General features: G+C 72.7%; 25 protein-coding genes. 11 read left to right on the plus strand and 14 right to left on the minus strand.

Annotated features, from left to right (window positions below; translation table 11 throughout):
• Positions 1 to 27: 27 nt before the first annotated feature.
• On the plus strand, positions 28 to 957 hold the full coding sequence (locus tag AB0G56_RS11700) for a 1-phosphofructokinase family hexose kinase (RefSeq protein WP_360967299.1): 930 nt from the start codon (positions 28 to 30) through the stop codon (positions 955 to 957).
• A gap of 12 nt (positions 958 to 969) precedes the next feature.
• Here the strand turns inward: AB0G56_RS11700 and AB0G56_RS11705 are convergent, their stop codons facing one another.
• A complete protein-coding gene (locus AB0G56_RS11705) occupies positions 970 to 1,929 on the minus strand; it encodes a carbohydrate-binding protein (RefSeq protein WP_360967301.1) in 960 nt (319 codons plus the stop codon).
• 119 nt (positions 1,930 to 2,048) lie between these two features.
• Positions 2,049 to 3,719 (minus strand): diguanylate cyclase CdgB, encoded by a 1,671-nt coding sequence (gene cdgB, locus AB0G56_RS11710; RefSeq protein WP_360967304.1) that lies wholly within the window; start codon positions 3,717 to 3,719, stop codon positions 2,049 to 2,051.
• 357 nt (positions 3,720 to 4,076) lie between these two features.
• Between cdgB and AB0G56_RS11715 the strand changes: the two genes are divergently transcribed.
• Positions 4,077 to 4,661 (plus strand): flavin reductase family protein, encoded by a 585-nt coding sequence (locus AB0G56_RS11715; protein WP_360967306.1) that lies wholly within the window; start codon positions 4,077 to 4,079, stop codon positions 4,659 to 4,661.
• A gap of 256 nt (positions 4,662 to 4,917) precedes the next feature.
• Entirely contained in the window at positions 4,918 to 5,370 is a 453-nt protein-coding gene (locus tag AB0G56_RS11720) for a GNAT family N-acetyltransferase (RefSeq protein WP_360967657.1), read from the plus strand.
• A gap of 24 nt (positions 5,371 to 5,394) precedes the next feature.
• Here the strand turns inward: AB0G56_RS11720 and arfB are convergent, their stop codons facing one another.
• Positions 5,395 to 5,832: an alternative ribosome rescue aminoacyl-tRNA hydrolase ArfB gene (gene arfB / locus AB0G56_RS11725; RefSeq protein ID WP_360967660.1), complete on the minus strand. Its 438-nt coding sequence runs from the start codon at positions 5,830 to 5,832 to the stop codon at positions 5,395 to 5,397.
• Positions 5,833 to 6,030: 198 nt separating this feature from the next.
• Between arfB and AB0G56_RS11730 the strand changes: the two genes are divergently transcribed.
• Entirely contained in the window at positions 6,031 to 6,606 is a 576-nt protein-coding gene (locus AB0G56_RS11730) for a TerD family protein (RefSeq protein ID WP_279539912.1), read from the plus strand.
• Between the two features lie 133 nt (positions 6,607 to 6,739).
• A complete protein-coding gene (locus AB0G56_RS11735; protein WP_360967310.1) occupies positions 6,740 to 7,255 on the plus strand; it encodes a GNAT family N-acetyltransferase in 516 nt (171 codons plus the stop codon).
• A 91-nt stretch (positions 7,256 to 7,346) separates the two neighbouring features.
• On the opposite strand, the gene AB0G56_RS11740 is transcribed toward AB0G56_RS11735, so the two are convergent.
• Entirely contained in the window at positions 7,347 to 8,753 is a 1,407-nt protein-coding gene (locus AB0G56_RS11740) for a M1 family metallopeptidase (RefSeq protein WP_360967313.1), read from the minus strand.
• Positions 8,754 to 8,792: 39 nt separating this feature from the next.
• On the opposite strand from AB0G56_RS11740, the gene AB0G56_RS11745 reads away from it, so the two are divergent.
• Positions 8,793 to 9,293, plus strand: coding sequence for a hypothetical protein (locus tag AB0G56_RS11745; RefSeq protein ID WP_360967316.1), 501 nt, complete (start codon positions 8,793 to 8,795; stop codon positions 9,291 to 9,293).
• Between the two features lie 110 nt (positions 9,294 to 9,403).
• On the opposite strand, the gene AB0G56_RS11750 is transcribed toward AB0G56_RS11745, so the two are convergent.
• The gene (locus AB0G56_RS11750) at positions 9,404 to 10,123 is read right to left on the minus strand and encodes a pentapeptide repeat-containing protein (protein ID WP_360967319.1); all 720 of its coding nucleotides are present in this window, start codon (positions 10,121 to 10,123) and stop codon (positions 9,404 to 9,406) included.
• A gap of 209 nt (positions 10,124 to 10,332) precedes the next feature.
• Here AB0G56_RS11750 and AB0G56_RS11755 point away from each other — a divergent pair, with 209 nt between their 5' ends.
• Positions 10,333 to 11,886, plus strand: a complete 1,554-nt coding sequence (locus AB0G56_RS11755) for an MFS transporter (RefSeq protein ID WP_360967322.1) — start codon at positions 10,333 to 10,335, stop codon at positions 11,884 to 11,886.
• 318 nt (positions 11,887 to 12,204) lie between these two features.
• On the opposite strand, the gene AB0G56_RS11760 is transcribed toward AB0G56_RS11755, so the two are convergent.
• Complete coding sequence (locus AB0G56_RS11760; RefSeq protein WP_360967325.1) at positions 12,205 to 13,641, minus strand: FAD-dependent oxidoreductase; 1,437 nt, start codon at positions 13,639 to 13,641, stop codon at positions 12,205 to 12,207.
• A 9-nt stretch (positions 13,642 to 13,650) separates the two neighbouring features.
• Complete coding sequence (locus AB0G56_RS11765) at positions 13,651 to 14,316, minus strand: rhomboid-like protein (RefSeq protein ID WP_360967328.1); 666 nt, start codon at positions 14,314 to 14,316, stop codon at positions 13,651 to 13,653.
• A 10-nt stretch (positions 14,317 to 14,326) separates the two neighbouring features.
• Here AB0G56_RS11765 and AB0G56_RS11770 point away from each other — a divergent pair, with 10 nt between their 5' ends.
• From AB0G56_RS11770 to AB0G56_RS11780, 3 genes are all read left to right on the plus strand, one after another.
• On the plus strand, positions 14,327 to 15,247 hold the full coding sequence (locus AB0G56_RS11770) for an aminoglycoside phosphotransferase family protein (protein ID WP_360967331.1): 921 nt from the start codon (positions 14,327 to 14,329) through the stop codon (positions 15,245 to 15,247).
• A 373-nt stretch (positions 15,248 to 15,620) separates the two neighbouring features.
• Positions 15,621 to 16,679, plus strand: a complete 1,059-nt coding sequence (locus AB0G56_RS11775) for a right-handed parallel beta-helix repeat-containing protein (RefSeq protein WP_360967334.1) — start codon at positions 15,621 to 15,623, stop codon at positions 16,677 to 16,679.
• A 43-nt stretch (positions 16,680 to 16,722) separates the two neighbouring features.
• Complete coding sequence (locus AB0G56_RS11780; protein WP_360967336.1) at positions 16,723 to 17,751, plus strand: methyltransferase; 1,029 nt, start codon at positions 16,723 to 16,725, stop codon at positions 17,749 to 17,751.
• A gap of 198 nt (positions 17,752 to 17,949) precedes the next feature.
• Here AB0G56_RS11780 and AB0G56_RS11785 read toward each other — a convergent pair whose 3' ends face one another.
• The 7 genes from AB0G56_RS11785 to AB0G56_RS11815 all read right to left on the minus strand — a co-directional run bounded on the left by AB0G56_RS11785 (position 17,950) and on the right by AB0G56_RS11815 (position 23,257).
• Positions 17,950 to 18,282: a TcmI family type II polyketide cyclase gene (locus tag AB0G56_RS11785; RefSeq protein ID WP_360967339.1), complete on the minus strand. Its 333-nt coding sequence runs from the start codon at positions 18,280 to 18,282 to the stop codon at positions 17,950 to 17,952.
• Positions 18,283 to 18,309: 27 nt separating this feature from the next.
• The gene (locus AB0G56_RS11790; RefSeq protein WP_360967342.1) at positions 18,310 to 18,789 is read right to left on the minus strand and encodes an SRPBCC family protein; all 480 of its coding nucleotides are present in this window, start codon (positions 18,787 to 18,789) and stop codon (positions 18,310 to 18,312) included.
• A 1-nt stretch (position 18,790) separates the two neighbouring features.
• Entirely contained in the window at positions 18,791 to 19,048 is a 258-nt protein-coding gene (locus AB0G56_RS11795; RefSeq protein WP_360967345.1) for an acyl carrier protein, read from the minus strand.
• A 66-nt stretch (positions 19,049 to 19,114) separates the two neighbouring features.
• The gene (locus AB0G56_RS11800) at positions 19,115 to 20,365 is read right to left on the minus strand and encodes a ketosynthase chain-length factor (RefSeq protein ID WP_360967348.1); all 1,251 of its coding nucleotides are present in this window, start codon (positions 20,363 to 20,365) and stop codon (positions 19,115 to 19,117) included.
• Complete coding sequence (locus tag AB0G56_RS11805; RefSeq protein WP_360967351.1) at positions 20,362 to 21,630, minus strand: beta-ketoacyl-[acyl-carrier-protein] synthase family protein; 1,269 nt, start codon at positions 21,628 to 21,630, stop codon at positions 20,362 to 20,364. Before AB0G56_RS11805 ends, AB0G56_RS11800 begins: the two co-directional genes overlap by 4 nt.
• Positions 21,627 to 22,073, minus strand: coding sequence for a cupin domain-containing protein (locus AB0G56_RS11810; protein ID WP_360967354.1), 447 nt, complete (start codon positions 22,071 to 22,073; stop codon positions 21,627 to 21,629). The genes AB0G56_RS11805 and AB0G56_RS11810 overlap by 4 nt, the downstream gene beginning before the upstream one ends.
• Positions 22,074 to 22,114: 41 nt before the next feature.
• Complete coding sequence (locus AB0G56_RS11815) at positions 22,115 to 23,257, minus strand: SchA/CurD-like domain-containing protein (protein ID WP_360967357.1); 1,143 nt, start codon at positions 23,255 to 23,257, stop codon at positions 22,115 to 22,117.
• A 286-nt stretch (positions 23,258 to 23,543) separates the two neighbouring features.
• On the opposite strand from AB0G56_RS11815, the gene AB0G56_RS11820 reads away from it, so the two are divergent.
• Positions 23,544 to 25,190, plus strand: a complete 1,647-nt coding sequence (locus AB0G56_RS11820; RefSeq protein WP_360967360.1) for an FAD-dependent monooxygenase — start codon at positions 23,544 to 23,546, stop codon at positions 25,188 to 25,190.
• The last annotated feature ends 50 nt before the right edge of the window (positions 25,191 to 25,240 follow it).

The following is a 25,240-nucleotide window of genomic DNA, read 5'->3' on the forward strand; positions in this document are numbered from 1 at the left end:
CGCACCTATTGGGGGAGGCCGGCCCACGTGATCCTCACGGTCACGCTGAACACCGCTCTCGACATCACCTACCGGGTGCCGTCCCTGCGGCCCCACACCTCGCACCGGGTGTCGCAGGTGAGCGAGCGGCCCGGCGGCAAGGGCATCAACGTGGCCCGGGTCCTCGCGGCCCTCGGCCACGAGGTGACGGTCACCGGTTTCGCGGGCGGCGCCACCGGACGCGAGGTGCACGCCGGGCTCGCGGCCGAGCCCGGCCTGACGGACGCGCTGGTCCCGGTGGCCGGCGCGACCCGGCGCACGGTGGCGGTGGCCGACGAGCACACCGGCGACACCACCCAGCTCAACGAGCCGGGCCCGCTGGTCAGCGCCGCCGAGTGGGCCGCCTTCCAGGACGCCTACGAGGGCCTGCTCCCGTCCGTGTCGGCGGTGGCGCTGTGCGGCAGCCTGCCGCCCGGCCTGCCGGTGGGCGCGTACGCGGGCCTGGTGCGCGCCGCGCGCGCCGCGCGCGTGCCCGTCCTGCTGGACACCAGCGGCGAGGCGCTGCGCCGCGGCCTGGCCGCCCGCCCCGACGTCATCAAGCCGAACGCCGACGAACTGGCCGAGCTGACCGGCTCCCACGAGCCGCTGCGCGCCACCCAGGACGCCCGCAGGCGCGGCGCCCACACGGTCATCGCCTCCCTCGGCGCCAAGGGCCTGCTCGCCCACACCCCCGAAGGCATGTGGCGGGCCGCCCCGCCCGCCCGCGTCCAGGGCAACCCGACCGGCGCGGGCGACTCGGCGGTCGCGGGCCTGCTCTCCGGCCTGGTGGAGAACCTGCCCTGGCCGGACCGCCTGGCCCGCGCGGTCGCCCTCTCGGCGGCCACCGTCCTGGCCCCGGCGGCGGGCGAGTTCGACCGCACGGCGTACGAGAAGCTGCTGGGGCGGGTGGAGGTGACGGGGGAGGTCAGCGCGGCGTGAGGGCCGTCGGCCTCACGACCCGACCCAGTCCTTGACCAGCCACAGCTGGTCGAGGTAGGCGTCGCACTGGTCGCCCTGCTCGCACGAGATCTTGAGGGTGTTCGTGCCCTTGTTGAGCTGGATCCAGTTGTAGGTCTTCGTCCAGCCCTTCTCGTAGTCGCCCTCGCCGGCGTTCGTCCAGTTCTTCAGCTTGACGGCGGTGGTGGACGGGGTGCCGTTGACCGTGAGGGTGGCCTTGCCGTCCTTGCCGGGGACGCTGTAGCCGATGTAGACGCTGTACTTGCCGTCGTCCGGGATGCCGTTGACCGTCCAGGTGACGGAGGCGCCGGGCTTGTTGAAGTTGTTGACGTAGACGCCGCCGGCCGCCTGGGCGCCCTTGACGTCCGAGGCGGTGGTCGCGCCTCCGCCCAGCAGCAGCGCCTTCGCGTCGATCTTCGGGAGTTCGCCGTCGGCGGCCACGCTGCTGCTCGCCGACGGGCTGGGCCCGGTGCTCTGGGGGGCCGTGGGGGTGGAGTCGCCCGCCTTGGCGTCGCCCTTGTCGTCGGACTTGTCGCCGATCATGGCGACGCTGATGCCGATGACGACGGCGGCGACCACCGCGACGGCGCCGATCAGCAGACCCTTCGTGTTGGGGCCCCGGCGGCCACCGCCGCCACCCGGAGCGCCGTGGCCGCCCTGCCGGGGCGGCTGCTGGCCGCCGGGCAGGGTCTCGGGTGCGGCGTAGTGGGCGTTCGGCTGGCCGTACACGCCCTGCTGCGGGACCTGGCCGTAGGCCGCCGTGGGGGCCTGGGGGGTCTGCTGGGTCTGCTGGCCGTACTGACGCTGGCCGACGGCACGGACCCGGTTGACCGAGCCGGGGTAGCCATAACCGCCGGAGGGCGGCTGGGCTCCGTTGGCCTGCCCGTCGGCATACAGGTAGCCGAACGGGTCGTCGTCCTCGGGCGTGCTCGGGCCGTTGTCGCCGGGCGTCATCCTGAGGTCTCCTCAACAATGCGGGTCGGGTGCAGTACGTCGTGAGATTGGACCGAGCCTACCCGCTCCCCGGGGACCGAACGGGTGACTCACCCCGCACCATGCCGCTGACCAGCGGCTTATCCGGCCCGCCGATGTTGTTTGGGACGAGATCGTTTCTCGACGTACATCCGCTCGTCCGCGGACTTCAGCACTTCGTCCGCCGTCATCCCGCAATGTGCCCATCCGATGCCGAAGCTGACACCGACCCGGACGGCCCGGCCCTCGGCGCGGATCGGCTGGATGATCTCGTTGCGCAGCCGGACGGCGAGGTCCTGGGCGTCGGCGCGGCCGAGGCCGTCGGCGAGGATCACGAACTCGTCGCCGCCGAGCCGGGCCACGGTGTCGCCGTCCCGCACGCCGTTGGACAGCCGCCGGGCCACCTCGATGAGGACGGCGTCGCCCGCGTTGTGCCCGAACCGGTCGTTGATCGACTTGAAGCCGTCGAGGTCGCAGAAGAGGACGGCGAGTCCCTTGGCGCCGTCGTCCCGGTCGTCCTCGGGGGCGACGGTGTGCACGTGGTGGTCGTAGGCGTCGTAGGCCTGCGGGCCGGAGTCGAAGTCGAAGCCGTGGTCGTGGCCGGCGTCGACGGCGGCGTACGCCGGGTGCCCGTACGCGGCGTCCAGGGAGTCGAGGTCGCCGCTCAGCGCGGAGTGGGGGCGCCGGCACAGGCGCGCGGCGAGACGGGAGCGCAGTTCGGCGGAGTTCGGCAGGCCGGTGAGGGAGTCGTGGGAGGCGCGGTGGGCGAGGTGCAGCTCGCGGCGCTTGCGCTCCTCTATGTCCTCGACGTGGGTGAGCAGGAAGCGTGGGCCGTCGGCGGCGTCGGCGACGACGGAGTTGCGCAGGGACACCCAGACGTAGCTGCCGTCGCGGCGGCCCAGCCTCAGCTCCGCCCGGCCGCCCTCGGCGGAGGTGCGCAGCAGGGTGCCTATGTCCTCGGGGTGGACGAGGTCGGAGAAGGAGTAGCGGCGCATCGCGGAGGCGGGGCGGCCCAGCAGGCGGCACAGGGCGTCGTTGGTGCGCAGGATCCGGCCGTGCTGGTCGCCGCCCATCTCGGCGATCGCCATGCCGGAGGGCGCGTACTCGAACGCCTGCCGGAAGCTCTCCTCGCTGGCGCGCAGCGCCTGCTGCTCGCGCTCCAGGCGGAGCAGGGCGCGCTGCATGTTGGCGCGCAGCCGGGCGTTGCTGATCGCGATGGCCGCCTGGAACGCGTACACCTGGAGGGCCTCGCGGCCCCAGGCGCCGGGGCGGCGGCCGTTGCGCGGGCGGTCCACGGAGAGCACGCCGAGCAGTTCGCCCGGGGAGCCGCCGGGCGCGCCGGGCGAGTACATGGGGGCGAAGAGGCGGTCGGAGGGGTGCCACTCGTCCTCGAAGCGGGGAGCGGGCCCGTCGGTGTACCACTGCGGGACGTCGTCGTCGTCGAGGACCCAGCCCTCGGTGTGCGGGATGAAGACCAGGTCGCCCCAGGCCTCGCCCATGGTCAGCCTGCGTTCCCAGGACTCGCGGGAGCCGGCCCGGCCGGTGATGAGGGCCTCGGCGGCGGGGTTGCCGGAGAAGGCGGCGACCACGAGGTCTCCGTCGGAGCGTACGAGGTTCACGCAGGCCAGTTCGTAGCCGAGGCCGGTCACGACGCCGTCGGCGACGGTCTGCAGCGTGTCAGCCAGGCTCCGCGCGGTGTTCATGTCCGCCATGACCTGGTGCAGTTGCCGCAGGGCCGCAAGACGGACGTAGGGCTCCGACTCGGTCTCCATGCTCGCCCTCCCCCCGAGACCTCGCAGTGAATCAAAGGGTTCTCTTCGGCGTATCGTGCCGTGCGGTCTACGCCACTGAATCACAGCGTGAAGCCCACTCGGTACACAGGGTCAACAATTAACGCTCCTTGTGACTCAAGTCACAGATGAACGTGAACAATTGAGTGGAGTTTCTGCTTTTTTCCGAAGCGTTGACTGAACGCAAACTCCGCGACGTGCGGCCATGATGCACGAGCGGGCCCGGGAAACGGGCTGGAATCACCGGTTCCGCCGGCACCTGGTCGGCCCATGGTCCTAGGTCCGGGCTCGGGCCGAGGCCCGATGCGGGCGGCGCGGGGCGGTCATTAGCGTTGATGTGTGCTGAACACTTCCCACGCCCTGTCCTCCGCCCTCGCCGCCGCCTCCCCCGGGCATGCTGAGGGGGTGACCGACGACGAGTTCCGAGCCGCGATGTCCCGACTGGCCGCGGGCGTGGTCCTGGTGACCGCGCAGGAGCCGCCGCTCGACCCGGAGGACCCGCTGGCGCCGCGCGGCGAGGACGTGGGGATGACCGCGACGGCGTTCCTGTCGGTGTCCCTCGACCCGCCGCTGGCCCTGGTCAGCCTGCGCGAGGGTTCCCGCATGGACGACCTGCTCGCCGAGCAGCCGCTGTGGGCGGTGTCCGTGCTAACCGAGAGCCAGCGGCACATCGCCGGCCGCTTCGCCATGAAGGGCCGCATCAGCGACCGCCTGCTCTTCGAGGACATCCCCTACGTCCGCGGCGAGGTGTCCGGCGCCCCGCTGGTGGGCGGCGCCCTGGCCACCCTGGAGCTGCGCACCGAGCAGCGGGTTCCGGCGGGCGACCACACGCTGGTCGTCGGCCGCGTCCTGTCCGCCCGGCTGCCGAGCGCGGAGGGCGGCCCGCTGCTGTATTTCCGGGGGCGGTACCGGCACCTGGGCTGATCCGCACCTCCGGGGCCGCTGCCGGCACCCGGGCTGATCCGCACCTCCGGGCGGCCACCAGCGCCTGGGCTGATCCGCACCTCCGGGTGGCCACCAGCGCCTGGGCTGTTGCGTAATCCTGTGGCCGGACGGCGGCCGCGCCGCCTACGGTGCGCCGGTGACCATCCCTGACACCGGCATCGACACCGGCACCGACACCGTTCCGGCCCCGGTCGCCGCCTCCGCCTCCGCCGCTGCCGCGCCCCGCCTCGAAGAGATCACCCCCGCGAACCTGGACGCCGCGCTCGGCATCCGGGTCCGCCCCGACCAGGAGCACGCGGTCGCACCGGTCGTGAAGTCCCTCGCCGAGGCCTACGTCCATCCGGGCGTCGCCTGGCCGCGGCTGATCACCGACGGGGGGCGGCCCGTGGGCTTCCTGATGGCCTTCTTCGACATCGACTGGCGCCTGGACGGCAGCGTGACCCGCTCGGGCCTGTGGCGGCTGAACATCGCGGCCGGCGAGCAGGGCCGCGGCTACGGCCGGTTCGCCGTCACCGCCGTCGCCGCCGAACTGCGCCGCCGGGGCGCCACGCGGATGTACGTCACCTGGCACCCGGGCCCCGACGGCCCGGAGCGCTTCTACCTCGGGCTCGGCTTCCGCACGAACGGCGAGACGAGCGGCGGCCAGACGGTGGGCGTCCTGGACCTGACGCCAGAACCGAGGCGCTGAGGGGGCGCGGACCCGGCCGCAGTACTACCCCCAGTCGCGCCCCGACCGCCCCCGCTTCGTCTGCGAGCGCTGCTTCTTCTCGCGCAGGCGGCGTTCGTTGAGGCCGCGGGGGACACGGGTGGGTCTGCGGGGCTTGGGCGGGGGCGCGGTCGCCTCGGCGAGGAGGGAGGCGAGGCGGACGGCGGCTGTCTCGCGGTTGCGCCACTGGGAGCGGTGCTCGGAGGCGCGGACGGTGACGACCCCGTCGACGAGCCTGCCCGCCAGCCGCCGCAGGGCGCGCTCCTTCCACACCTCGGGCAGCGCCTCGGTGCGCGCCAGGTCGAAGCGCAGCTCCACCTGGCTGTCGGTGGTGTTGACGTGCTGGCCTCCGGGTCCCGAGGACCGCGAGAAGCGCCAGGCCAGCTCGGCCTCGGGGAGCGCGACGGAGCCGCGGATGACATAGGGACCGGACATGTCCTCCATGGTCCCGCGCCGGTCCGGGCACGTCACCGGGTTTTCCCGGAACCGGCGCGGCGGCGTCCCGTCCGACCGGTTCCGGCCGTTCGAACCCGGCTTGGTAAAAAAGGTAAAGACATCCGGAACCATGGGGACCCCTCTCGGCGTTCCTAGAGGTGGCGGTAGCTTCGTCCGCACACGCAACGAGGGAAGGGACTCCCAACAATGGCTGTAAGCCTCTCCAAGGGCGGCAACGTCTCGCTCACCAAGGAAGCCCCGGGCCTGACCGCCGTCACCGTGGGCCTCGGCTGGGACGTCCGCACCACCACCGGCACGGACTTCGACCTGGACGCCTCCGCCATCGCGGTCAACACCCAGGGCAAGGTGTACTCCGACGCCCACTTCGTCTTCTTCAACAACAAGCAGACCCCGGACAGCACCATCGTCCACACCGGTGACAACCGCACCGGCGAGGGCGCGGGCGACGACGAGGCGATCAACGTCAACCTGGCCGGGCTCCCGGCCGACGTCGACAAGATCGTCTTCCCGGTCTCCATCTACGACGCCGAGAACCGCAGCCAGAACTTCGGCCAGGTCCGCAACGCCTACATCCGCATCGTCAACCAGGCCGGCGGCGCCGAGATCGCCCGCTACGACCTGTCGGAGGACGCCGCCACCGAGACCGCCATGGTCTTCGGCGAGCTGTACCGCAACGGCGCGGAGTGGAAGTTCCGCGCGGTCGGCCAGGGTTACGCCTCGGGCCTGGTCGGCATCGCCCAGGACTTCGGTGTGAACGTCTGACGGACCGTCGCACCCCGCCCGGAGCCCGGCCCAGCGCGTCAGCCGTCGCGGGGCCGGGCTCCGGTGCCCTCCCGCACCGGCGCCCTCCCGCACCGGCGACGCCCGGACACCGCCGCCGCGTTACGGTGCGCGCATGATCCTCCAGCCTCTGCCGCTCTCCCCCGAGCACGGCCTGCCGGGCGGGCTGCTGACCGAACTCACCGCGCTCTACGCCTCCCAGCGCGACTTCCACGCCCTCAGCGGCGACTTCCCCGACCCGGACGACATCCGCCCCGAGCAGGTCGCCGCCGCGCTCGCGGACGAGCTGGCCCACCCGGGCGCGCAGGTGCTCCTGGCCCGCAGCGCGGGCACCCTGGTGGGAATTGCCATCACCCTGGACCGCCACCCCGACCCGGCCGACCCGGACCCGTGGATCGGTCTGCTGATGGTGGACGCGGCGGCCCGGCGCCAGGGCCACGGCAGGCGGCTCGCGGCTCTGGTGGAGGACCGTTTCCGCGAAGCGGGCCGCACCGGCGTGCGCCTCGCCGTCCTGGACGGCAACCACGCGGGCCTCGCCTTCTGGACCGCCCTCGGCTACACCGTCGTCGACCACCGCGAGGACCGTGGCCGGGGCCGTCCCTGCGCGGTGCTGCGCAAGGAACTGGGCTGACGAACCGGGCTGACGAAGCGAACAGGGGAACCGGGCAGGCTGAACCGGGCAGCGGAAGCGAGAACCCCTCGGGCCGGTCCCGGCAGCTTCCTCACGGACGTGCGGGCTTGCCCTTCCCGTACAGCCAGTCCCGCCAGATCGCGCTGAAGTCCTTGCCGGGGACCTTCTTCTCCACGTAGGACGTGAAGTCGGCGGTGGAGGCGTTGCCGTGGCGGTGGGCCGCGGCCCAGCCCTGGGCGATGCCGTAGAAGGCGTCGTCACCGACGGTCTGGCGGATCCTGTGCAGGACCATCGCGCCGCGGTCGTACACCGGCGCGTCCGAGATGACCGCCGCGCTGCTCGGCCGGCCGGGCGGATAGGCCCAGATGTCCGTGCCGTTGTCGCCGTCGCCGCGGTAGACGGTGTCGAAGGTCTCCTGCGCGCTGGGGCCGTCGTGGTCCTCCTTCCACAGCCACTCCGCGTACGTGGCGAACGACTCGTTGAGCCACATGTCCCGCCAGGTCTTCGGGGTGACGGAGTCGCCGTACCACTGGTGGGCCAGTTCGTGGACGAGGGTGCTGGTGTCGGGGGCGCTGGGGAAAGCGGGCCGGTTCTGGGTCTCCAGCGCGTAGCCGACACCGGGAACGCGGTCGACGATCGCGCCGGTGGAGGAGAAGGGGTAGGGGCCGAAGTTGTACTCCGCCCAGTCCATGATCTCGGGGATCTGCGCGAGCACCGGGTCGCCGGCCCGCGCCAGGGCGGGATCGACGGCCGTGTACACCGGCAGGCCGTTCTCCAGGGTGGAGCGGCGCACCTCGAACTCGCCGATCGCGACCGTGGCGAGGTAGGTCGCCATCGGCTCGCCGACGTGCCAGCGGTACGTCGTACGGCCCCCGCCGGTCGTCGTGCTCCTCAGCTCGCCGTTGGAGACGGCGGTCAGCTTCCGGTTCGCGGGCACGGCGACGGAGATGTCGTACGTGGCCTTGTCGGAGGGGTGGTTGTTGCTGGGGAACCACGCCATCGAGCCGACCGGCTGACCGAGCGCCAGCGCGCCGTCGGCCGTGGGCAGCCAGCCCTCCTTCGCCCCGTCGGCGTCGGTGACCGTCCGGGGGGTGCCGGAGTAGCGGACGGTGGTGCTGAAGGTCTCGCCCCTGTCCAGTTCGTCGTGCGGCCGGACGGTCAGCTCCTGGCCGGCCCGGTGGAAACGGGCGTCCTTCCCCTCGACGGTCACGCTCCCCACGTCCATTCCCTGGAGGTCGAGGTCGAAGGCGGACAGGTCCTCGGTGGCGCGGGCGGTGACGACGGCCGTGCCGGTGAGGCGGCGGTGGTCCGGGTCGTAGGCGAGGGTGAGGTCGTAGTGGGTCACGTCGTACCCGCCGTTGCCCGCCTTGGGGAAGTACGGGTCGCGCAGACCGTAACCGCCCGGACGGCCGTGGACGCCGCCGTCGCAGGCGGTCAGCGGGAGGGCGCACAGCAGTAACGCGCCGGCGGCTCGGACAAACAGCGCTGTTCGGGACACGAGTGCGATCCTATGCGGCGGCCGTGGCACCATCCCTACGTGCTCGACATCGGCTACGCCCTCTCCAACCGCTTCCCCGACCCCCCGCAGACGGACTACCGCCGGGCGGACGTCCACGCCCTGCGCCACGACCTGTTCTGCGGCGACGTCTACCTCGCGGACACCAAGTCGGACCGGGAGCTGGCCACGGCCTGGGGCTGGGTGCCGGTTCTCGACTTCGCGTGGGCGCTGTGCGACATCGTGGAACAGGTGGACCGGGACCCGGCCGGCTCCCGGGCGGCCCGGCCCCAGCGGGCCGAGCTGGACTTCACCGAGTCCACCGACCGGATGCTGTTCGAGCGCCGTTTCGGGTGGGTGGACATCGAGGCCGACTGGATGCCGGCCGAGGAGCCCCCGCTGTCCTTCTCCCACGCCGACCTGCGCCGCGAGGCACGGGACTTCCTGCACGACCTGATCGCCGACCTGTGCGACCTGCACGAGGACCTCGCGGAGAACCCCGCGCTGTGGACCCTCCAGGCCCGCTTCCCCCGCGTGTCCTGACCGCCTGTCCTCTCCTCCTGCCCTCCCCCTGCCGCGCCCCCGTCCGCCGCGCGCCGGTCCGGCCCAGGCCTGCCCGGCGGCCCCCGCCGCAGGCGTCACGCGTCCGCCCCTCAGTCCTCCACCCTGACCCCCAGTTCCGCCGCCAGCACCGGCGCCAGGTCGAGCAGCTGGCCCGTGCTGATCACCGCCCCCGCCAGCCGGTCCACGCCCCGCGCGATCTCCAGCGAGGCGGCCCCGCGCAGGTCGACGTCGCTGAGCGTCGCCCCGCCGAAGTCGACGCCCTTGAGCGCGCAGTCCACGAACTCGACCCGCTCCAGCCGGGCTCCCCCGAAGTCCGGCTCGACCAGGACGCAGCCCTCGAAGACCACGTCCCGCAGCTTCGCCTTGCGCAGGTTCAGGTAGTCGATCTTTCCGCCGCGGATCCACACCCGCTCCAGGACCGCGCCGTGCAGCTGCACCCCGCCGAGCCGGGCGTCGACCAGCTCGGCGTCGCGCAGGGTCGCGTCCGCGAGGCTCGTACCGACGCCCCGCACGCCGGTGAGGACCGTGTCGAGCAGGCGCGCGTGGCGCAGTGACGCGTCGTCCAGGACGCAGCCCCGCAGCGCGCAGTCCATGAACCGGGCGCCCGCGCCGTCCTGCCCCGAGAGATCCGCCTCCCGGAACTCCACCCCGTCGTAGTCGCCGTCCGGCGCCAGTCCCGCGCCGTCGTACGCCTGAAGCGCGGGCAGCCGCACCTCGGGCCGCCGCGCCGCCTTCACCCGGCCCCGGCCGGTGCCGGACCCGCCCGTCCCGCCGGCTCCGCCCGTCCCGCCGACCGCTCTCCTCGCCATGCCCCCATCCTGCACCCCACCACTGACAGCGCCCCCGACAGAATCCCTGGCAGCCCTTCCGACCTGCGCGGACACCGGCGATGTCACGAACCGGGGGCCCGGACGGCCGTACCGACGCAAGTCGAAGGAGCGCCGCCGGGCGGACCGCCTCGGCCCGGCACGGCGCCCCGGGGGATGCGGAATGCGCAGATTCGTGCTGTTCTGGCGGGATGAGTATCACCCGAAAAGGTGAATCCTCCGTCGTACACCGGCACCACACCCGGCATCACCACACCGGGCACCAGCCCCGCCACGCCCACCCCTCGGACGCGCACCGCTGGTGGGCGCTGGTGGTGATCGCGATCGCGCAGCTGATGGTGGTGCTGGACGCGACCATCGTGAACATCGCCCTGCCCTCCGCCCAGCGCGCTCTGCACATGTCGGACGCCAACCGCCAGTGGGTGATCACCGCCTACACCCTCGCGTTCGGCGGGCTGCTCCTGCTGGGCGGGCGGGTCGCCGACCTGGTGGGGCGCAAACGCACGTTCGTCATCGGACTCGTCGGCTTCGCCGCCGCCTCCGCGTTCGGCGGCGCGGCCACGTCCTCCGGCATGCTCTTCGGCGCGCGGGCCCTCCAGGGCGGCTTCGCGGCGGTCCTGGCCCCCTCCGCGCTCTCCCTGCTGACCACGGCCTTCACCGATCCGCGCGAGCGCGGCAAGGCGTTCGGGATCTACGGCGCGCTGGCGGGCAGCGGCTCGGCGATCGGCTTCATCCTCGGCGGTCTGCTGACCGAGTACCTGGACTGGCGCTGGTGCCTGTACGTGAACGTGCCCATCGCCGTCGTCGCCGTGCTCGGCGCGTTCGTACTGCTGCGCGACCGGCCGGGGCACGCGGGCGCCCGGCTGGACGTGCCGGGCGTGGTGCTGGGCTGCGGCGGCCTGGTCGCCGTGGTCTACGGCTTCAGCGAGGCGCAGCCGCGCGGCTGGACGGACCCGCTGGTGCTCGCCCTGTTCGCGGCGGGCGCCGCGGTGCTGGCGGCGTTCGTGTGGTGGCAGACGCGGGCGCCGGTGCCGCTGCTGCCCCTGCGCATCCTGCGCGAGCGCAACCGGGCGGGCTGTCTGCTGACCATGCTGCTGGCCGTGATCGGCATGTTCGGGCTGTTCCTGTTCATGACCTACTACCTCCAGGAGATCCTCGGCTACTCGCCGCTGCGGACCGGACTCGCCTTCCTGCCGCTGACCGCCGCGATCATCGTCGGCTCCACCCAGGTCTCGGCCCGGCTGCTGCACCACGTGGCGCCCCGCGCGCTCATGGTCCCGGGGATGCTGCTGGCGGCGGGCGGCCTGCTGCTGCTGACCCGGCTCACGGTCGCCTCGCAGTACACCACCGAGGTACTGCCCGCGCTGCTGCTGATGGGCCTCGGCATGGGCCTGACCTTCATGCCGGTGTTCGCCACCGCCACCGCGGGCGTCGCCCCGCAGGACGCGGGCGTGACCTCCGCGACGGTGAACACGGCCCAGCAGGTGGGCGGTTCGATCGGCACCGCGCTGCTCAACACGGTCGCCATCTCCAGCAGCACGGCGTACATCACCGCGCGCCTGCGCTCACCGGCGGACCGGGCCCGGGTGGTCCCGCAGGGCATCGTGCACGGCTACACGGTCGCGATCTGGTGGGCCGCGGCCGTCATGCTCCTGGCCGCGCTGGCCGCGGGCCTGATGGTGACGGCCCGCGCGCCCAAGCACACCGTCCCGGCGGAAGGCGCCGTACCGGAGTCGGTGGCCTGAGCCGGCCCCGCCGGACGGGGCCGCCGAGACCCGCGAGGGGCGGGGAGGGTCCCGAGTCGCACCCGGGGCCCTCCCTCTGCGGGACCCCGCGCACGCGGGCATTGGTGCCCGGCCGCACCCGGCCGCGCTCCGCCGTCCTCAGTCCCGTCCTCCAGCCCCGTCAGTCCCGTCCTCCAGCCCCGTCAGTCCCGTCCCACGCCCCAGCCGCGCTCCGCCGTCCTCAGTCCCGTCCTCCAGCCCCGTCAGTCCCGTCCCACGCCCCGGCCGCGCTCCGCCGTCCTCAGCTCCGTCCCACGCCCCGAACGCGCGCTGCCGTCCTCAGCTCCGTCCCGCCACCCGGTCCGCGAGCCGGGCCAGTGCGGAGGAGCGGGCGCTGTGGGTGAGGGTCTCGCGGCGGTCCGCCGTGCGGTAGGTGGCGTACATGCCCTGCACGCCCAGCCAGCGCAGCGGCTCCGGTTCCCACTTGCGGACCTTGTGGCCCACCCAGGGCAGGCCGGTCAGCGGGGTCGCGCCCGCCTGGCCGGAGTCGAGCCGGACCAGGTCGGCCAGGGTGCGGGCGGCCAGGTTGGTGGTGGCGACGCCCGAACCGACGTAGCCGCCGGCCCAGCCCAGGCCGCTGCCGCGGTCCAGGGTGACGGTCGCGCACCAGTCGCGCGGGACGCCGAGGACACCGGACCAGGCGTGCGCGATGCGCAGCCCGGCCAGGGAGGGGAAGAAGCCGACGAGGATGTCGCGCAGGTCGCGGACGGTCTCCCGCTGGGTGCGGCCGTCGTTGTCGGTGCGCGAGCCGAAGCGGTACGGCACGCCGCGCCCGCCGAGCGCGATGCGGTCGTCGGCGGTGCGCTGGGCGTACATGTAGGCGTGCGCCATGTCGCCGAGGGTCTCGCGGCCGTCCCAGCCGAGCGCCGCCCACTGCGCCGCGCTCAGCGGCTCGGTGGCGATCATGGAGGAGTTCATGGGCAGCCAGGTGCGCCGCTGCCCCTTGAGGGAAGCGGTGAAGCCCTCGGTGCAGCGCAGCACGTAGGGGGCGCGGACGGTGCCGTAGGGGGTGACCGCGTGCCGGGGGCGGATCTCGGTGACCGGGGTCGCCTCGTGGATCGTCACGCCGAGCGCCGCCACCACCGATGCGAGGCCCTTGACCAGCTTGGCCGGGTTCAGGCGGGCGCCGTGCGGGGTCCAGGTGGAGCCGACGGCGTCGGCGACCCGGATCCGCTCGGAGGTCTCGCGGGCGCCGTACAGCTCGCGGTCCTTCTCGCCGTACGCCAGCTCGTGCTCGTGGAAGGCCTTCAGGCGGGCCAGCTGGGCGGGGGTGCGGGCCACCTCCAGGACGCCGCCCTTGTGGACGTCGGCCTCGATGCCCTCCTCGGCGGCGACGCGGATCACCTCGTCCACGGTGTCGTTCATCGCGCGCTGGAGCCGTACGGCGGCCTCGTGGCCGTGCAGCTTCGCGTACCGGTCGCGGCCGGCGACGCCGTTGTAGAGCCAGCCGCCGTTGCGGCCGGAGGCGCCGTAGCCGCAGAACTTCTGTTCCAGGACGGTGATCCGCAGCGACGGCGCGGCCTTCTTCAGGTAGTACGCCGTCCACAGCCCCGTGTACCCGCCGCCGACGATCACCACGTCGACGCTCGCGTCCCCGGTGAGCGGTTCGCGCACGGCGGGGACGCCGTCGTCCGCGAACCAGAAGGAGATGCCGCCGTTCACGACGCCGCCGTTGCCTGTGCCGCCGCCCGCGGCATTCCTCGCCGAGCTGCTCATGGCCGGACGTTAACGCCTGGTGGGCGTCGGTGTCTCCTTCGGATTCCGTGCTTTTCCGGCGCCTTTGGCCAGCGGCCGGCACCCCAGACCGATCAGCGCGGCGGTGAAATGCCCGAGATCGGTGAAGGTGCGCCCGGCCAGCAGCGGCACCCCGAAGAAGAAGAGCACCGCGGCGGCGTACGGATACCGCCAGGGCCTGCGGATCCGGTAGGTCAGCACCGCGGCCGTCCCGGCCAGCGCGTAGCTGACCCCGACGTCCAGGGTGTCGACCGCGGATGCGGGGACCACACCGCGTCCGATCGCCCACAGCAGCGCTCCCTCGCTGATCAGCGAGGCCAGCACGTGCGCGGCCACGCACACCACGATCCAGCGCAGGGTGCCCAGCCAGCGCTCGGCCTGCGCGTGGAAGAGCGAGTAGAGGGCGGCGTACGGCAGCCAGCGCCCGCTCGGGATCCACATGGCGCTGGCGAACAGCACCCGTACCGGGTTGTCGGACAGTTCGTGGATGTTCGTCGAGCGCTGCCGCAGGAAGTCCTCCTCGAAATCCGGCGACATGCGGTGCAGGGCGACGGTGGTGACGAACAGGATCAGCAGCCAGACGTACGTCCCCGGCGCGGCGCGCACGTACGCCGTCACCGCCCGAAGCCCCTGCCGAAACCGGATGACCCCGCTCACACCGGCCAGTATGGTCGGCACCGTGATCGAGGTGCCCGCCGAGCTGGCCGCTACGCAGGAGAAGTTCAACGGAGCGGCGGGCCGGGCGTTCGTCGCCGGGCTGCCGCGGCGGGCGGCCCGCTTCCTCACGCGCTGGGACCTGCGCCTGGACGGCCCGCCGATGTACGGGGTGTGCGCGCTGGTCCTCCCGGTGGTGCGGGCTGGGGGCGCCCCTTGCTCGTCAGAGCTCGGGGGAGGGACACCGGCCGCGCTCAAGCTCCAGCCCCTGGACGAGGAGAGCGCGGGCGAGCCGGTCGCGCTGCGCGCCTGGGCCGGCGAAGGGGCCGTACGGCTGCTGGAGCACGACGAACCCACCTGCACCCTGCTGCTCGAACGGCTGGACGAGTCCCGGACGCTGTCGGGACTGCCGGACAGCCGCGCGGCCGTCGGGGTGATCGGCGCACTCCTCGCGCAGCTCACCTCCGTGCCCGCCCCGGCGGGGGTGCGGCGGCTGGGCGACATCGCGCAGGCGATGCTGGAACAGGCGCCGTGGGCCCTGACCCGGGTGCCGGACGCCGCCGACCGGCGGCTGCTCGCCGACTGCGCGGCGGCCGTGCGCGAGGTCGCCGGTGACCCCGGCGACCGGCTGCTGCACTGGGACCTGCACTACGGCAACGTCCTCGCCGCCGACCGCGCGCCCTGGCTCGCCATCGACCCCAAACCGCTCGCCGGTGACCCCGCATTCGACCTGATGCCCGCGCTCGGCGACCGCTACGACCCCGCCGAGACCCTGTGGCGTTTCGACGCGCTGACCGCGCGGCTCGGCCTGGACCGGGCGCGCGCCCGCGCCTGGACGCTCGGGCGGGTGCTCCAGAACTGCCTGTGGGAGATCGAGGACGGCCGGCCGCTGGAGGCCGTGCAACTGGAGATCGGCCGCGCGCTGCGCGATTGAACCGGGCGCCGGGGACGGCGGGCCCCGCCGCGTACCTGAACCCGACACCGGACCCCGAGGGGAACGGGCGCGCCGCGCGCCCGGACCGGCCGCCGCACGAGGGGACGGACCCGCGCGCACGCAAGGCCGACGTGGGCGGCGGGCCGGCGTGCACGCAAGGCCGGCGCGGGCGGAGAGCCGACGTGCACGCAAGGCCGGCGCGGACGGAGAGCCGGCGTGCCCGGAAGGCCGGCACGGGCGGAGAGCCGACGAGGGCGGAGAGCCGACGTGCACGGAAGACCGACGTGCACGCAAGGCCGGCGTACGGGTGTGACACGCCGCCGGACGGCCCATCGGGCAGTCCAGAGGGTCATCAGGTCATAGCGTACAGAATATGACGAAACGCCACATCTCCCTGCTGGTCTGCGCCGCAGCGCTCGTCGCCTCCGGCGTCGCCGCAGCCGCACCGGTCTCGGTGCCGAAGACGCACCTGGTCCACCCCGGGGAATCGATCCAGAAGGCGGTGGACGCCGCCCGGCCGGGCGACACCGTGCGGGTGCTGCCCGGCACCTACCACCAGAGCGTCAAGATCACGACGCCCGGCCTGACCCTGCGCGGCTCCGGCAGCTCCACCGTCCTGGAACCGGCCACGAAGGCCACGGACGTCTGCGGCAAGCGCGGCAACGGCATCTGCGTGGCGGGCACCAAGGCCAAGCGCCTCATGGGTGTCACCGTCTCAAACCTGGTCCTGACCGGCTACTCCCGGGCCGGAATGATCTCCGTGGGCGCCGACGGGCTGATCGTCCGGCACGTCACCTCCGACAAGAACGGCGCCTGGGGCTTCGCCGAGGAACACTCCGAGCACAGCACCTACGAGCGCGACGCCGCGCGGAACAACGGCGACGCGGGCATCTTCCTCGCCAACACCATCACCGCCGAGCAGGGCGCCGCCGACAGCAAGGAAACGCTGATCGCGCACAACCTGGTGGCGGGCAACCGGGTCGGCGTCACCGTCCGCCGGCTGCGCAACCTCACCGTCGCCGCCAACGCCATCACCGGCAACTGCGCGGGCGTCTTCGTCGTCGGCGACGAGAACAAGCCGAAGGCCGGCGCGCTGACCGTGCGCGACAACCGCGTCGTGAAGAACAACAAGTACTGCGCCAAGACGGACCGGCTGCCCTTCCTCCAGGGTTCCGGGATCGTCCTGACCGGCGCCGAGAAGGCCGAGGTCACCGGCAACCTGGTCACCGGGAACGCGGGCACCTCACCGCTGTCGGGCGGCATCGTCCTGTTCAAGAGCTTCGTCGGCGCCACCAGCGACGGCAACCGGATCGCCGACAACTCGCTGTCCGGCAACGCCCCCGCCGACCTGGTCAACCAGGAGAGCGCCAAGCGCGGCAACACCTTCGCCCACAACAGCTGCCGGGCCTCCAGGCCCGCGGGGCTGTGCTGAGCCGTACCCCACCTGCACACCACCGAAGGAAGAAAGGCGGCACATGACGACCGCTCAGACCGCCCCACCGCCGTCCATGCGGCTCAGGGAGCTCGTGTTCGGGGCGGCGTGTGCCGCCGCCCTCCGCGCCGCGGCCCGCCTCGGCGTGGCCGACGCGCTCGGCGACACCCCCCTGGCCGCGGAGGACCTCGCCGCCGCGGTGAAGACCGAACCCAAGCCGCTGCGCCGGCTGCTGCGGGCACTGACCTGCTACGGCGTCTTCGAAGAGCGTCCCGACGGGACCTTCGCGCACACCGACATGTCCCGGCTGCTGCGCGAGGACGACCCGAACAGCCTGCGCAACATCTCCCTGTGGTGCACCGAACCGTGGACCTGGGACGCCTGGCCGAAACTCGACGAGGCGGTGCGCACCGGCCGCAACGTCGTCGAGGACCTGTACGGCAAGGAGTTCTTCGTCTACCTCAACGAGGACGCCCCCGAGTCGGCGGACGTCTTCAACCGGGCCATGACGACCTCCAGCAAGCAGTCCGCCCGCGACGTCGCCGAACTCCTCGACCTGTCCGGCGCCGCCTCGGTCGCCGACATCGGCGGCGGCCAGGGCCACGTGGTGGCCAGCCTGCTGGAGAAGTACCCGCGGATGCACGGCACCCTGATGGACCTGCCGCGGGTCGTGGACAACGCCGACGCGCGACTGCGCGAGGGCGGCTCGCTCGCGGACCGGGTGGACATCGTGCCCGGCGACTGCCGCGAGGCCGTCCCGGTCCGGGCCGACGTCTACATCATCAAGAACATCCTGGAGTGGGACGACGACTCCACCGCCCGCTGCCTGCGCAACGTCATGGAGGCGGGCGGCCCCAAGGCACGGGTCGTGGTCATCGAGAACCTCGTCGACGACACCCCGTCGATGCGGTTCAGCACCGCCATGGACCTGCTGCTGCTGCTCAACGTCGGCGGCGCCAAGCACACCACGAAGTCGATGGAGAGCCGCCTGGAGGCGGCCGGCCTGGTCATCGACGACATCAGCCCGGTCAACCCCTACCTGCACGCCTTCGACTGCACCGTCCCCGCCTGACCCACCCCGCGGGCGAACCGCCCGCGACGACGGCCGCCGGGCCCGCGACAGCGCGGGCTCGGCGGCCGTTGTCCGTCCGTCGCACGACGTCCCCGTACGACCTTCCCGTACGGCCGCTCCGTACGGCCGCCCCGTACGGCCTTCCTCACGACGTCCTCGTACGACGCTCCTGGTGTCGAGCCGGCGACGCCGGCGGCGTCAGCCGCGGCCGTCGCGCTCCCAGAGGTAGAAACGCCGCGCCATCGCGTCCTTCGGCGAGCGCCACGTCTCGGGGTCGTACGCGCTCACGTACGACGACAGCCGCTCGCTGATGCCCCGGAACTCGGGGTGGCCGGCCACCTTGGCGATGGCCGGGCCCGGGTCCCGGTCGGCCTCGACGAGATGCATGTACACGTCGCCGAACTGGAAGAGGCTGCGCCGGGTGACGCCGACCAGGTGCGGCAGCTCCCCCCGGTCGGACTCCTCGAAGATCTTCGCGATGTCCGGGGCCGAGCCCGGCGCCATCCGGGCCACGATCAGGGCCTGGTGCATGGATCCGCTCCTGTCGTCCGGTCCGGCTCAGTCGGTGGTCAGGGCCGGCTCGGGCCGCCGCCCGGCCGCCGCCTCGACCTTGTCCCGGATGAGCGCCATCTGGACCTTGGAGTTCTTGTTGATGTTGTCGGTCATCCAGTCGTCGTCGACCGGGGCCTCCGGCTTCATCGCGAAGTCCTGGGTCCAGACCATGCGGGTGCCGCCCGGGACCTCCTCGTAGCGCCAGTGGATGTCCATGTGGGCGAACGGCCCGGTCTCCACGCGGCGCGCCTTCACGGTGAGCGTGGCCCGGTCCGGCTCCCGCTCGGAGACCCAGCTCCACACCGTGCCGTTCTCGTCGGGGTGCATGGTCAGCCGGAAGGTGCACTTGGCGCCCTCCTGCTTCAGGATCTCCGCGGAGGCGTACTCGCTGAACAGCTGCGGCCACTTCTCCACGTCGTTGGTCATCTCCCACACCAGGTCCACCGGTGCGGCGATGGTGATCTCGTTCTGAGTGTGTCCGGCCATCTCAGGCTCCTGCCAGAAGGGTGCTGTTGACGAGGTCGAGGAACTTCCGGGGCGTCTTGCAGCGCTCCGCGTCGGCCGGCATCGGCATGCCGTGCCGGTTCTCCAGTTCGCCCACGATGCCGAGCAGGCCGAGCGAATCGATGCCGAGCTCGTCGAAGCCGGTGTCGGCCCGGTCCGCCAGTTCCTCGGGGCTGACGGTGATACCGGCGGCCTTCTTCATGAGTTCGGACAGTTCTTCCACGGTGATTCGGTCACTCATGCGGGTTCCTCTCCTTGTTGCTCCCGGCGTGTGGCTCCCGGCGCCACCAGGCCCTGGCACCAGGACCTAGGGAGCGCCGGCGGTGCCGTGCCGCAGCACCAGCGCCGAGTTCGAGCCCATGAGCCCCCGGCCGAGGACCAGCGCCGTGCGCACCTGCGCGGCACGCGCGCGGCCGGTCACCAGATCGAGGTCATGGCAGATGTCGAAGACATTGGGGGTCGGCGGGATCAGGCCGTGCTCCATCGAGAGCACCGCCGCCGCCGCGTCCAGCACCGGAGCCGCGCAGTACGCCCGGCCCGTACCGGTCTTGGGCGCCGTCACCGGCACCCGCCGTCCGTGCGCGCCGAGCGCGTCCGCGATCGCCAGCGCCTCGGCCCGGTCCGCCTCCGGGACACCGAGCGCGTCCGCGAAGACCACGTCGACCTCCTCCGGCGCGCAGTCCGCGTCCACCAGGGCCGCGCGGATCGCCTCCGCGAGCCCCTGCCGCGACAGCTCCCAGCCGGAGGCGCCCGTGAAGGTCGCCGCGTGCCCCGCCACCGTCGCCCGCACCGGCACGCCCCGCTCCCGGGCCGCCTCCACCGCCTCCACGACGAGCATCGCGCCGCCCTCGGCGGGCACGAACCCCGACGCCGCCTCGGTGAACGGCCGGTACGCCCGCTCCGGATCGGCCACCGGACTCAGCTCGCGGTAACCGAGCTGGCAGACCATCGAGTACGGGGCCAGCGGCGCCTCCGTCGAACCGGCCACGATCACGTCCGTACCGCGCCGCACCGCCCGCGCCGCGTGCGCGAGGGCGTCCAGACCGCCGGCCTCGTCGGCGGCGAGCACCGAACACGGCCCCTTGAAACCGCGCCGGATGGAGATCTGGCCGGTGCTGGCCGCGTAGAACCAGGCGATCGACTGCCAGGGGCCCACGTACCGGCTGCCCTTGCCCCACAGTTTCTGCAGCTCCCGCTGGCCGAACTCGCCACCGCCCGAACCGGCCGCCGTCACCACACCCGCCGAGAACGGGTCCTCTTCCGTGTCGGCCCGGCCCAGCCGGGCGTCCTCCAGCGCCGCGTCGGCCGCCGCCATCGCGAAGTGCGTGAACCGGTCGGTCTGCACCAGGTAGCGCTCCTCGACCGTCACCGACGGATCGAAGGACCGCACCTCGCCCGCCACCTTCAGCGGCAACTGCTCGCAGCCCTCACGCGTGACCCGGTCGAGGACGCTCACACCCTCCTGCGTGGACTTCCAGAAGGTCTCCGTGCTGTTTCCGTTGGGCGCCACGACACCGATGCCGGTGACGGCCGCCCGCCGTTTCGCGGGTGCGCTCATCGTGCCCTCTCCCTTCGCCGGGTCAGGATCACCGCGGACTGGAAACCGCCGAACCCGCTGCCCACCGAGAGCACGCTGTCCAGCTTCCGCTCCCGGGCGGTCCGCGGGACGTAGTCCAGGTCGCACTCGGGATCCGGCGTCGTGTAGTTCGCGGTCGGCGGCACCGCCTGGTGGGCCAGCGCGAGCACGCACGCCACCACCTCGATCGCCCCGATCGCGCCCAGCGAGTGACCCACCATCGACTTGATGGAACTCATCGGCGTGTCATAGGCGTGCGGGCCCAGCGCCCGCTTCACCGCGGCCGTCTCGTGCCGGTCGTTCTGCCGGGTCCCGGAACCGTGGGCGTTCACGTAACCGATCTCGGTGGCGTCCAGCCGGGCGTGGTCCAGCGCCGTCTCGATCGCCCGCGCCATCTCCAGGCCCTCACTGGTCAGACCCGTCATGTGGTAGGCGTTGCCGAACGTCGCGTAGCCGCTCAGCTCGCAGTACACGTGTGCACCGCGCGCCCGGGCGTGCTCCAGCTCCTCCAGCACCAGCACCGCGCCGCCCTCGCCCATGACGAACCCGTCACGGTCGTTGTCGAAGGGCCGCGAGGCGTGCGCCGGGTCGTCGTTGTTCGGCGACGTGGCCTTGATCGCGTCGAAGCACGCCATCGTGATCGGCGATATCGGCGAGTCCGACGCACCGGCTATGCAGATGTCGGCCCGCCCCTCCTCCACCGTGTGCAGCGCGTACCCGACCGCGTCGAGACCCGAGGTGCAGCCCGTGGAGACGGTCTGCACCGGCCCGCGCGCCCCGAACCGCTCCGCCACCGTCGAGGCCAGCGTGCTCGGCGTGAACGCCCGCTCCAGATGCGGCTGCGCCCGCTCGTGGTCCACCTCCCAGCGCTCACCGCCGTGGCTGACCAGGACGTAGTCGCTCTCCAGCCGGGTGGTGCCGCCCACCGCCGTGCCCAGCGAGACCCCGACCCGCCAGGGGTTCTCCCCGGCGAGGTCGAGCCCCGAGTCCCGTACCGCCTCCTGACCGGCGGCCAGCGCGAACTGGATGTAGCGGTCGCAGCGCTCGACCTGCTCCTGGGACAGCCCCGCGGCCACCGGATCGAAGTCGCACTCCGCGGCGATACGCGAGCGCAGGCCGGACGGGTCGAAGAACGTGATGCCCCGCGTCGCCGTCCGCCCGTTCGCCAGCAGGTCCCAGAACGCCGGCGCGCCGATCCCGCCCGGCGCCACGATGCCTATGCCGGTGACCGCCACCCGCCTGGTCATGAGCGGGCCTCGGCCACGTCGGCCGGCTCCTCGGCACCCGCCCCGGCCGGCACCGCGTCCGTGCCCTCCGTGTCCACGTGCCCCAGCTGCGGGCGCGGCGCCAGCGGACCGAGATGGAAGACGATCCGCGCCTCCGCCTCACCCACGTTGCGGAAACGGTGCCGCATGTAGGCCGGGATCATCAGCCCCTGCTCCGGCCTGAGCGGGTGCGGCTCACCGTCCAGGTCCACCTCCAGATCACCGCAGACCACGTACACGAACTCCTCCGAGTACGGGTGGTAGTGCTCCCCGATGCGGTCACCGGGCTGCACGATGGCCACCCCCATGAAACCGCTGGTGGAGCCCACCGTGGCCGGGGTGAGCATGGCGCGCAGATCGCCGCCGCGCCGGGTGTTGGGCTCGGTGTCGCTGAGGTCCACGATCTTGGGCCTGGTCTTGATCACGTCGTTCCTCCGGTGGTGTGTACGTCGGCTGAAGGGGGGCGTCAGGCGTCCGGCGCGGACCGGCGGTCGGTGACGAGGTCCATCCGGGCGAGGGTCAGCAGACGCGCCAGGTCGCAGTCCTTCTTCGCGGCGCCCTCGTCGAGCAGCGTCGTCAGCTCCGACACCTGCGCCGCGTCCGCCAGCCCCAGCGCCGAGGCCACGTCCGCCTCCAGAGCACCCCGTACGTCGATCAGGCGGACGACCACGTCGTCCCGCTCGAAGACCGTGCTGCGCAGGATCGGGCTGCCCGCGTCCTCCGCGGCCTGCTCGTCGTGCTGGGCCAGCAGCTCCGCCAGCCGCATGCCCATGCCCGGCCGCGCCGGGTAGTACAGCGCGTGCCGGCCCGCCTCCCCGTCCTCCTGGCCACTGGTCACGTGATGCACGGCCGGCAGCGCCGCCCGGGTGAAGAACACCCGCACCGACTCCTGGTCGGCGAAGTCCCGCTCCTGCTCCAGGTACGGGTTGATGGCCTCCTCCACCGCCCGGATCTCCGGCTGCCGCGCCACGTGCCGCAGCGCCGCGAGCAGATCACCGCGCACCTCGATGGCGCGCACCACCCGGTTGCCGTGCATGAACAGCGACGTACGGCACAGCCGGGTGGTGTCGTCCACCCGCGCCTGCGGCGACTCGTAGCTCGCCAGCAGCTCCGCCACCTTCTTCTCACTGCCCGGCTTCACCGTGAACGTCAGCGCATGCCGGATCACACCGTCACCGATCCGCGGCGACGCCTGCAGCCGCCGCTCGCCCGTCACGGCACGCGCCGCCTCCCCGCCGGTCTCCCGGACGATGTGGAAACGCAGCGACCGGGTGTCCCGGATGCAGCTGTGCATCGGCTGCACCATCCGCACGTGCTCCTCGCTGTTCACCCACGCGAGGAACGGCGGGGCGCTCTCCCACTCACTCGTGATCAGCCACTGGGAAGGGTTCTCGATCGACTGGCACAGCTGGTCGCTGACATGCCCGGGAACGGACGAGACCTGCTTGCCCATCTCCTCGTACGCCTCCAGAAACTGCTGCTGGGCGCCGTCGTAGACGTCCACCAGCAGGACGACCCGGAGCCGGGAACCGTCGAAGACGGACTGGGAGACACGTTTCGAGGCCTGCTGCTCGATGGGTTCTGAAACACGCTCAGAGATGGCGGTCATCTGCGTACGTCTCCTTGACGGGGCTCGAGAGGGCTTCGCGGAACTGACGGCCGGGCGCGGGTGACGCGACGTCAGCGTGATCTCGATCCTGAGCCGGTTGCGATCAGTGCGCGACTCGTGTGCACCACGCGGGTGATCACACGGGTGATTGCCCCCGCGAACGCACGCGGACCCGCCCCGCACCGGGCATGGAGACACCGACGGACTCTCCCGCCCCGCACCTCGCGCAGCCCCCCGCCCCGCACCTCGCGCAGCCCCCCGCCCCACCCCGCCCCTGGAGACACCGATGCACCAAGAAGCCGACCACCGGGTACCCGTCCTCATCGTCGGCGGCTCCCTGGTGGGCCTGTCCACCTCACTCTTCCTGGGCCGCCTCGGCGTACCGCACCTGCTCGTCGAACGGCACTCCGGCACCTCCATCCACCCCCGCGGACGCGGCAACAACGTGCGCACCATGGAACTGTTCCGCGTGGCCGGCATCGAAGACGCCGTCAAGGACGCGGCAGCTCTCCTCGCCGACAACCACGGCATCCTCCAGACCCCCACCCTCGTCGGCGACGCCGGCGAATGGCTCTTCAAGCACATCGACCCGGGCGGGGGCATGGCGAGGTTCAGCCCCACCGGCTGGTGCCTGTGCAGCCAGAACGACCTCGAACCCGTCCTCCTCGAAGGCGCCCGCTCCCTCGGCGGCGACCTGCGCTACTCCCACGAGATGGAGACGTTCGAACAGGACAGCGACGGCGTCACCGCCACCGTCCGCGACCGCGCCACCGACCAGCACTACACCGTCCGCGCCGACTACCTCGTCGCCGCCGACGGCCCCCGCAGCCCCGTCCGCCACCGCCTCGGCATCGGCCAGTCCGGCCCCGGCGACCTGTTCGCCAACGTCAGCGTCACCTTCCGCTCCAAACTGCTCGCCGACGTCGTGGGCGAACGCCGCTTCATCTGCTGCTACCTCACCGACCCGGACGCCGACGGCGCCCTGCTCCCCGTCGACAACAAGGAGCACTGGGTCTTCCACGCCCCCTGGCACCCCGAACACGGCGAAACCCTCGACGAGTTCACCGAGGAACGCCTCCAACGGCACATCCGCCGCGCCATCGGCGCCCCCGACCTCGACGTCGAGATCACCGGCAAGGCCTCCTGGCGCGCCGCGGAACGCGTCGCCGACCACTACGGCACCGGCCGCGTCTTCCTCGCCGGCGACTCCGCCCACGAGATGTCCCCCACCGGCGCCTTCGGCTCCAACACCGGCATCCAGGACGCCCACAACCTCGCCTGGAAACTCGCCGCCGTCCTCCAGGGCTGGGCCGGCCCCGGCCTCCTCGACACCTACGACACCGAACGCCGCCCCGTCGCCACCGCCACCAGCGCCCGCGCCTCCGCCCGCTCCGTCGAACACAGCCACCCCGGCTTCGCACCCGCGCCCGGCATCGGCGGCGGCAAACGCGGCGGCATCCTCAACGTCGTCCTCGGCTACCACTACCCGCACGGCGCCGTCGTCGGCACCGCCCCCGACCAGGAAGTCGTCCCCGACGCGATGCGCCTGACCGGCGAACCCGGCAGCCGCGCACCCCACCTGTGGGTCAACCGCTCCGGCACCCGCATCTCCACCCTCGACCTCTACGAACGCACCCTCGTCCTGCTCAGCGACGCCCGGTCCACGGCCGACTGGCACGCGGCGGCCCAGCGCATCACACAGACGGGCGACACCCCCCTGGCCTCCTACCGCTTCGGCACCGACCTCACCTACGCGGACCGGACCGACCAGGACACCCCGCCCCCGGACTGGGCCCGCACCCACGGCACCACCACCGACGGCGCCGTCCTGATCCGCCCCGACGGCTTCATCGCCTGGCGCGCCCCGGGCGCCGTACCGGACCCGGAGGGCGCACTGCGGGAAGTCCTCGCGACGGTGCTGCGGACCGGCTGACCCGGATTGGGACCTCACCCCCGCGGGCATGCAAAAGGCCAGGTCAGACA

Source organism: Streptomyces sp. NPDC021356, assembly GCF_040641015.1.
Lineage (GTDB): Bacteria > Actinomycetota > Actinomycetes > Streptomycetales > Streptomycetaceae > Streptomyces.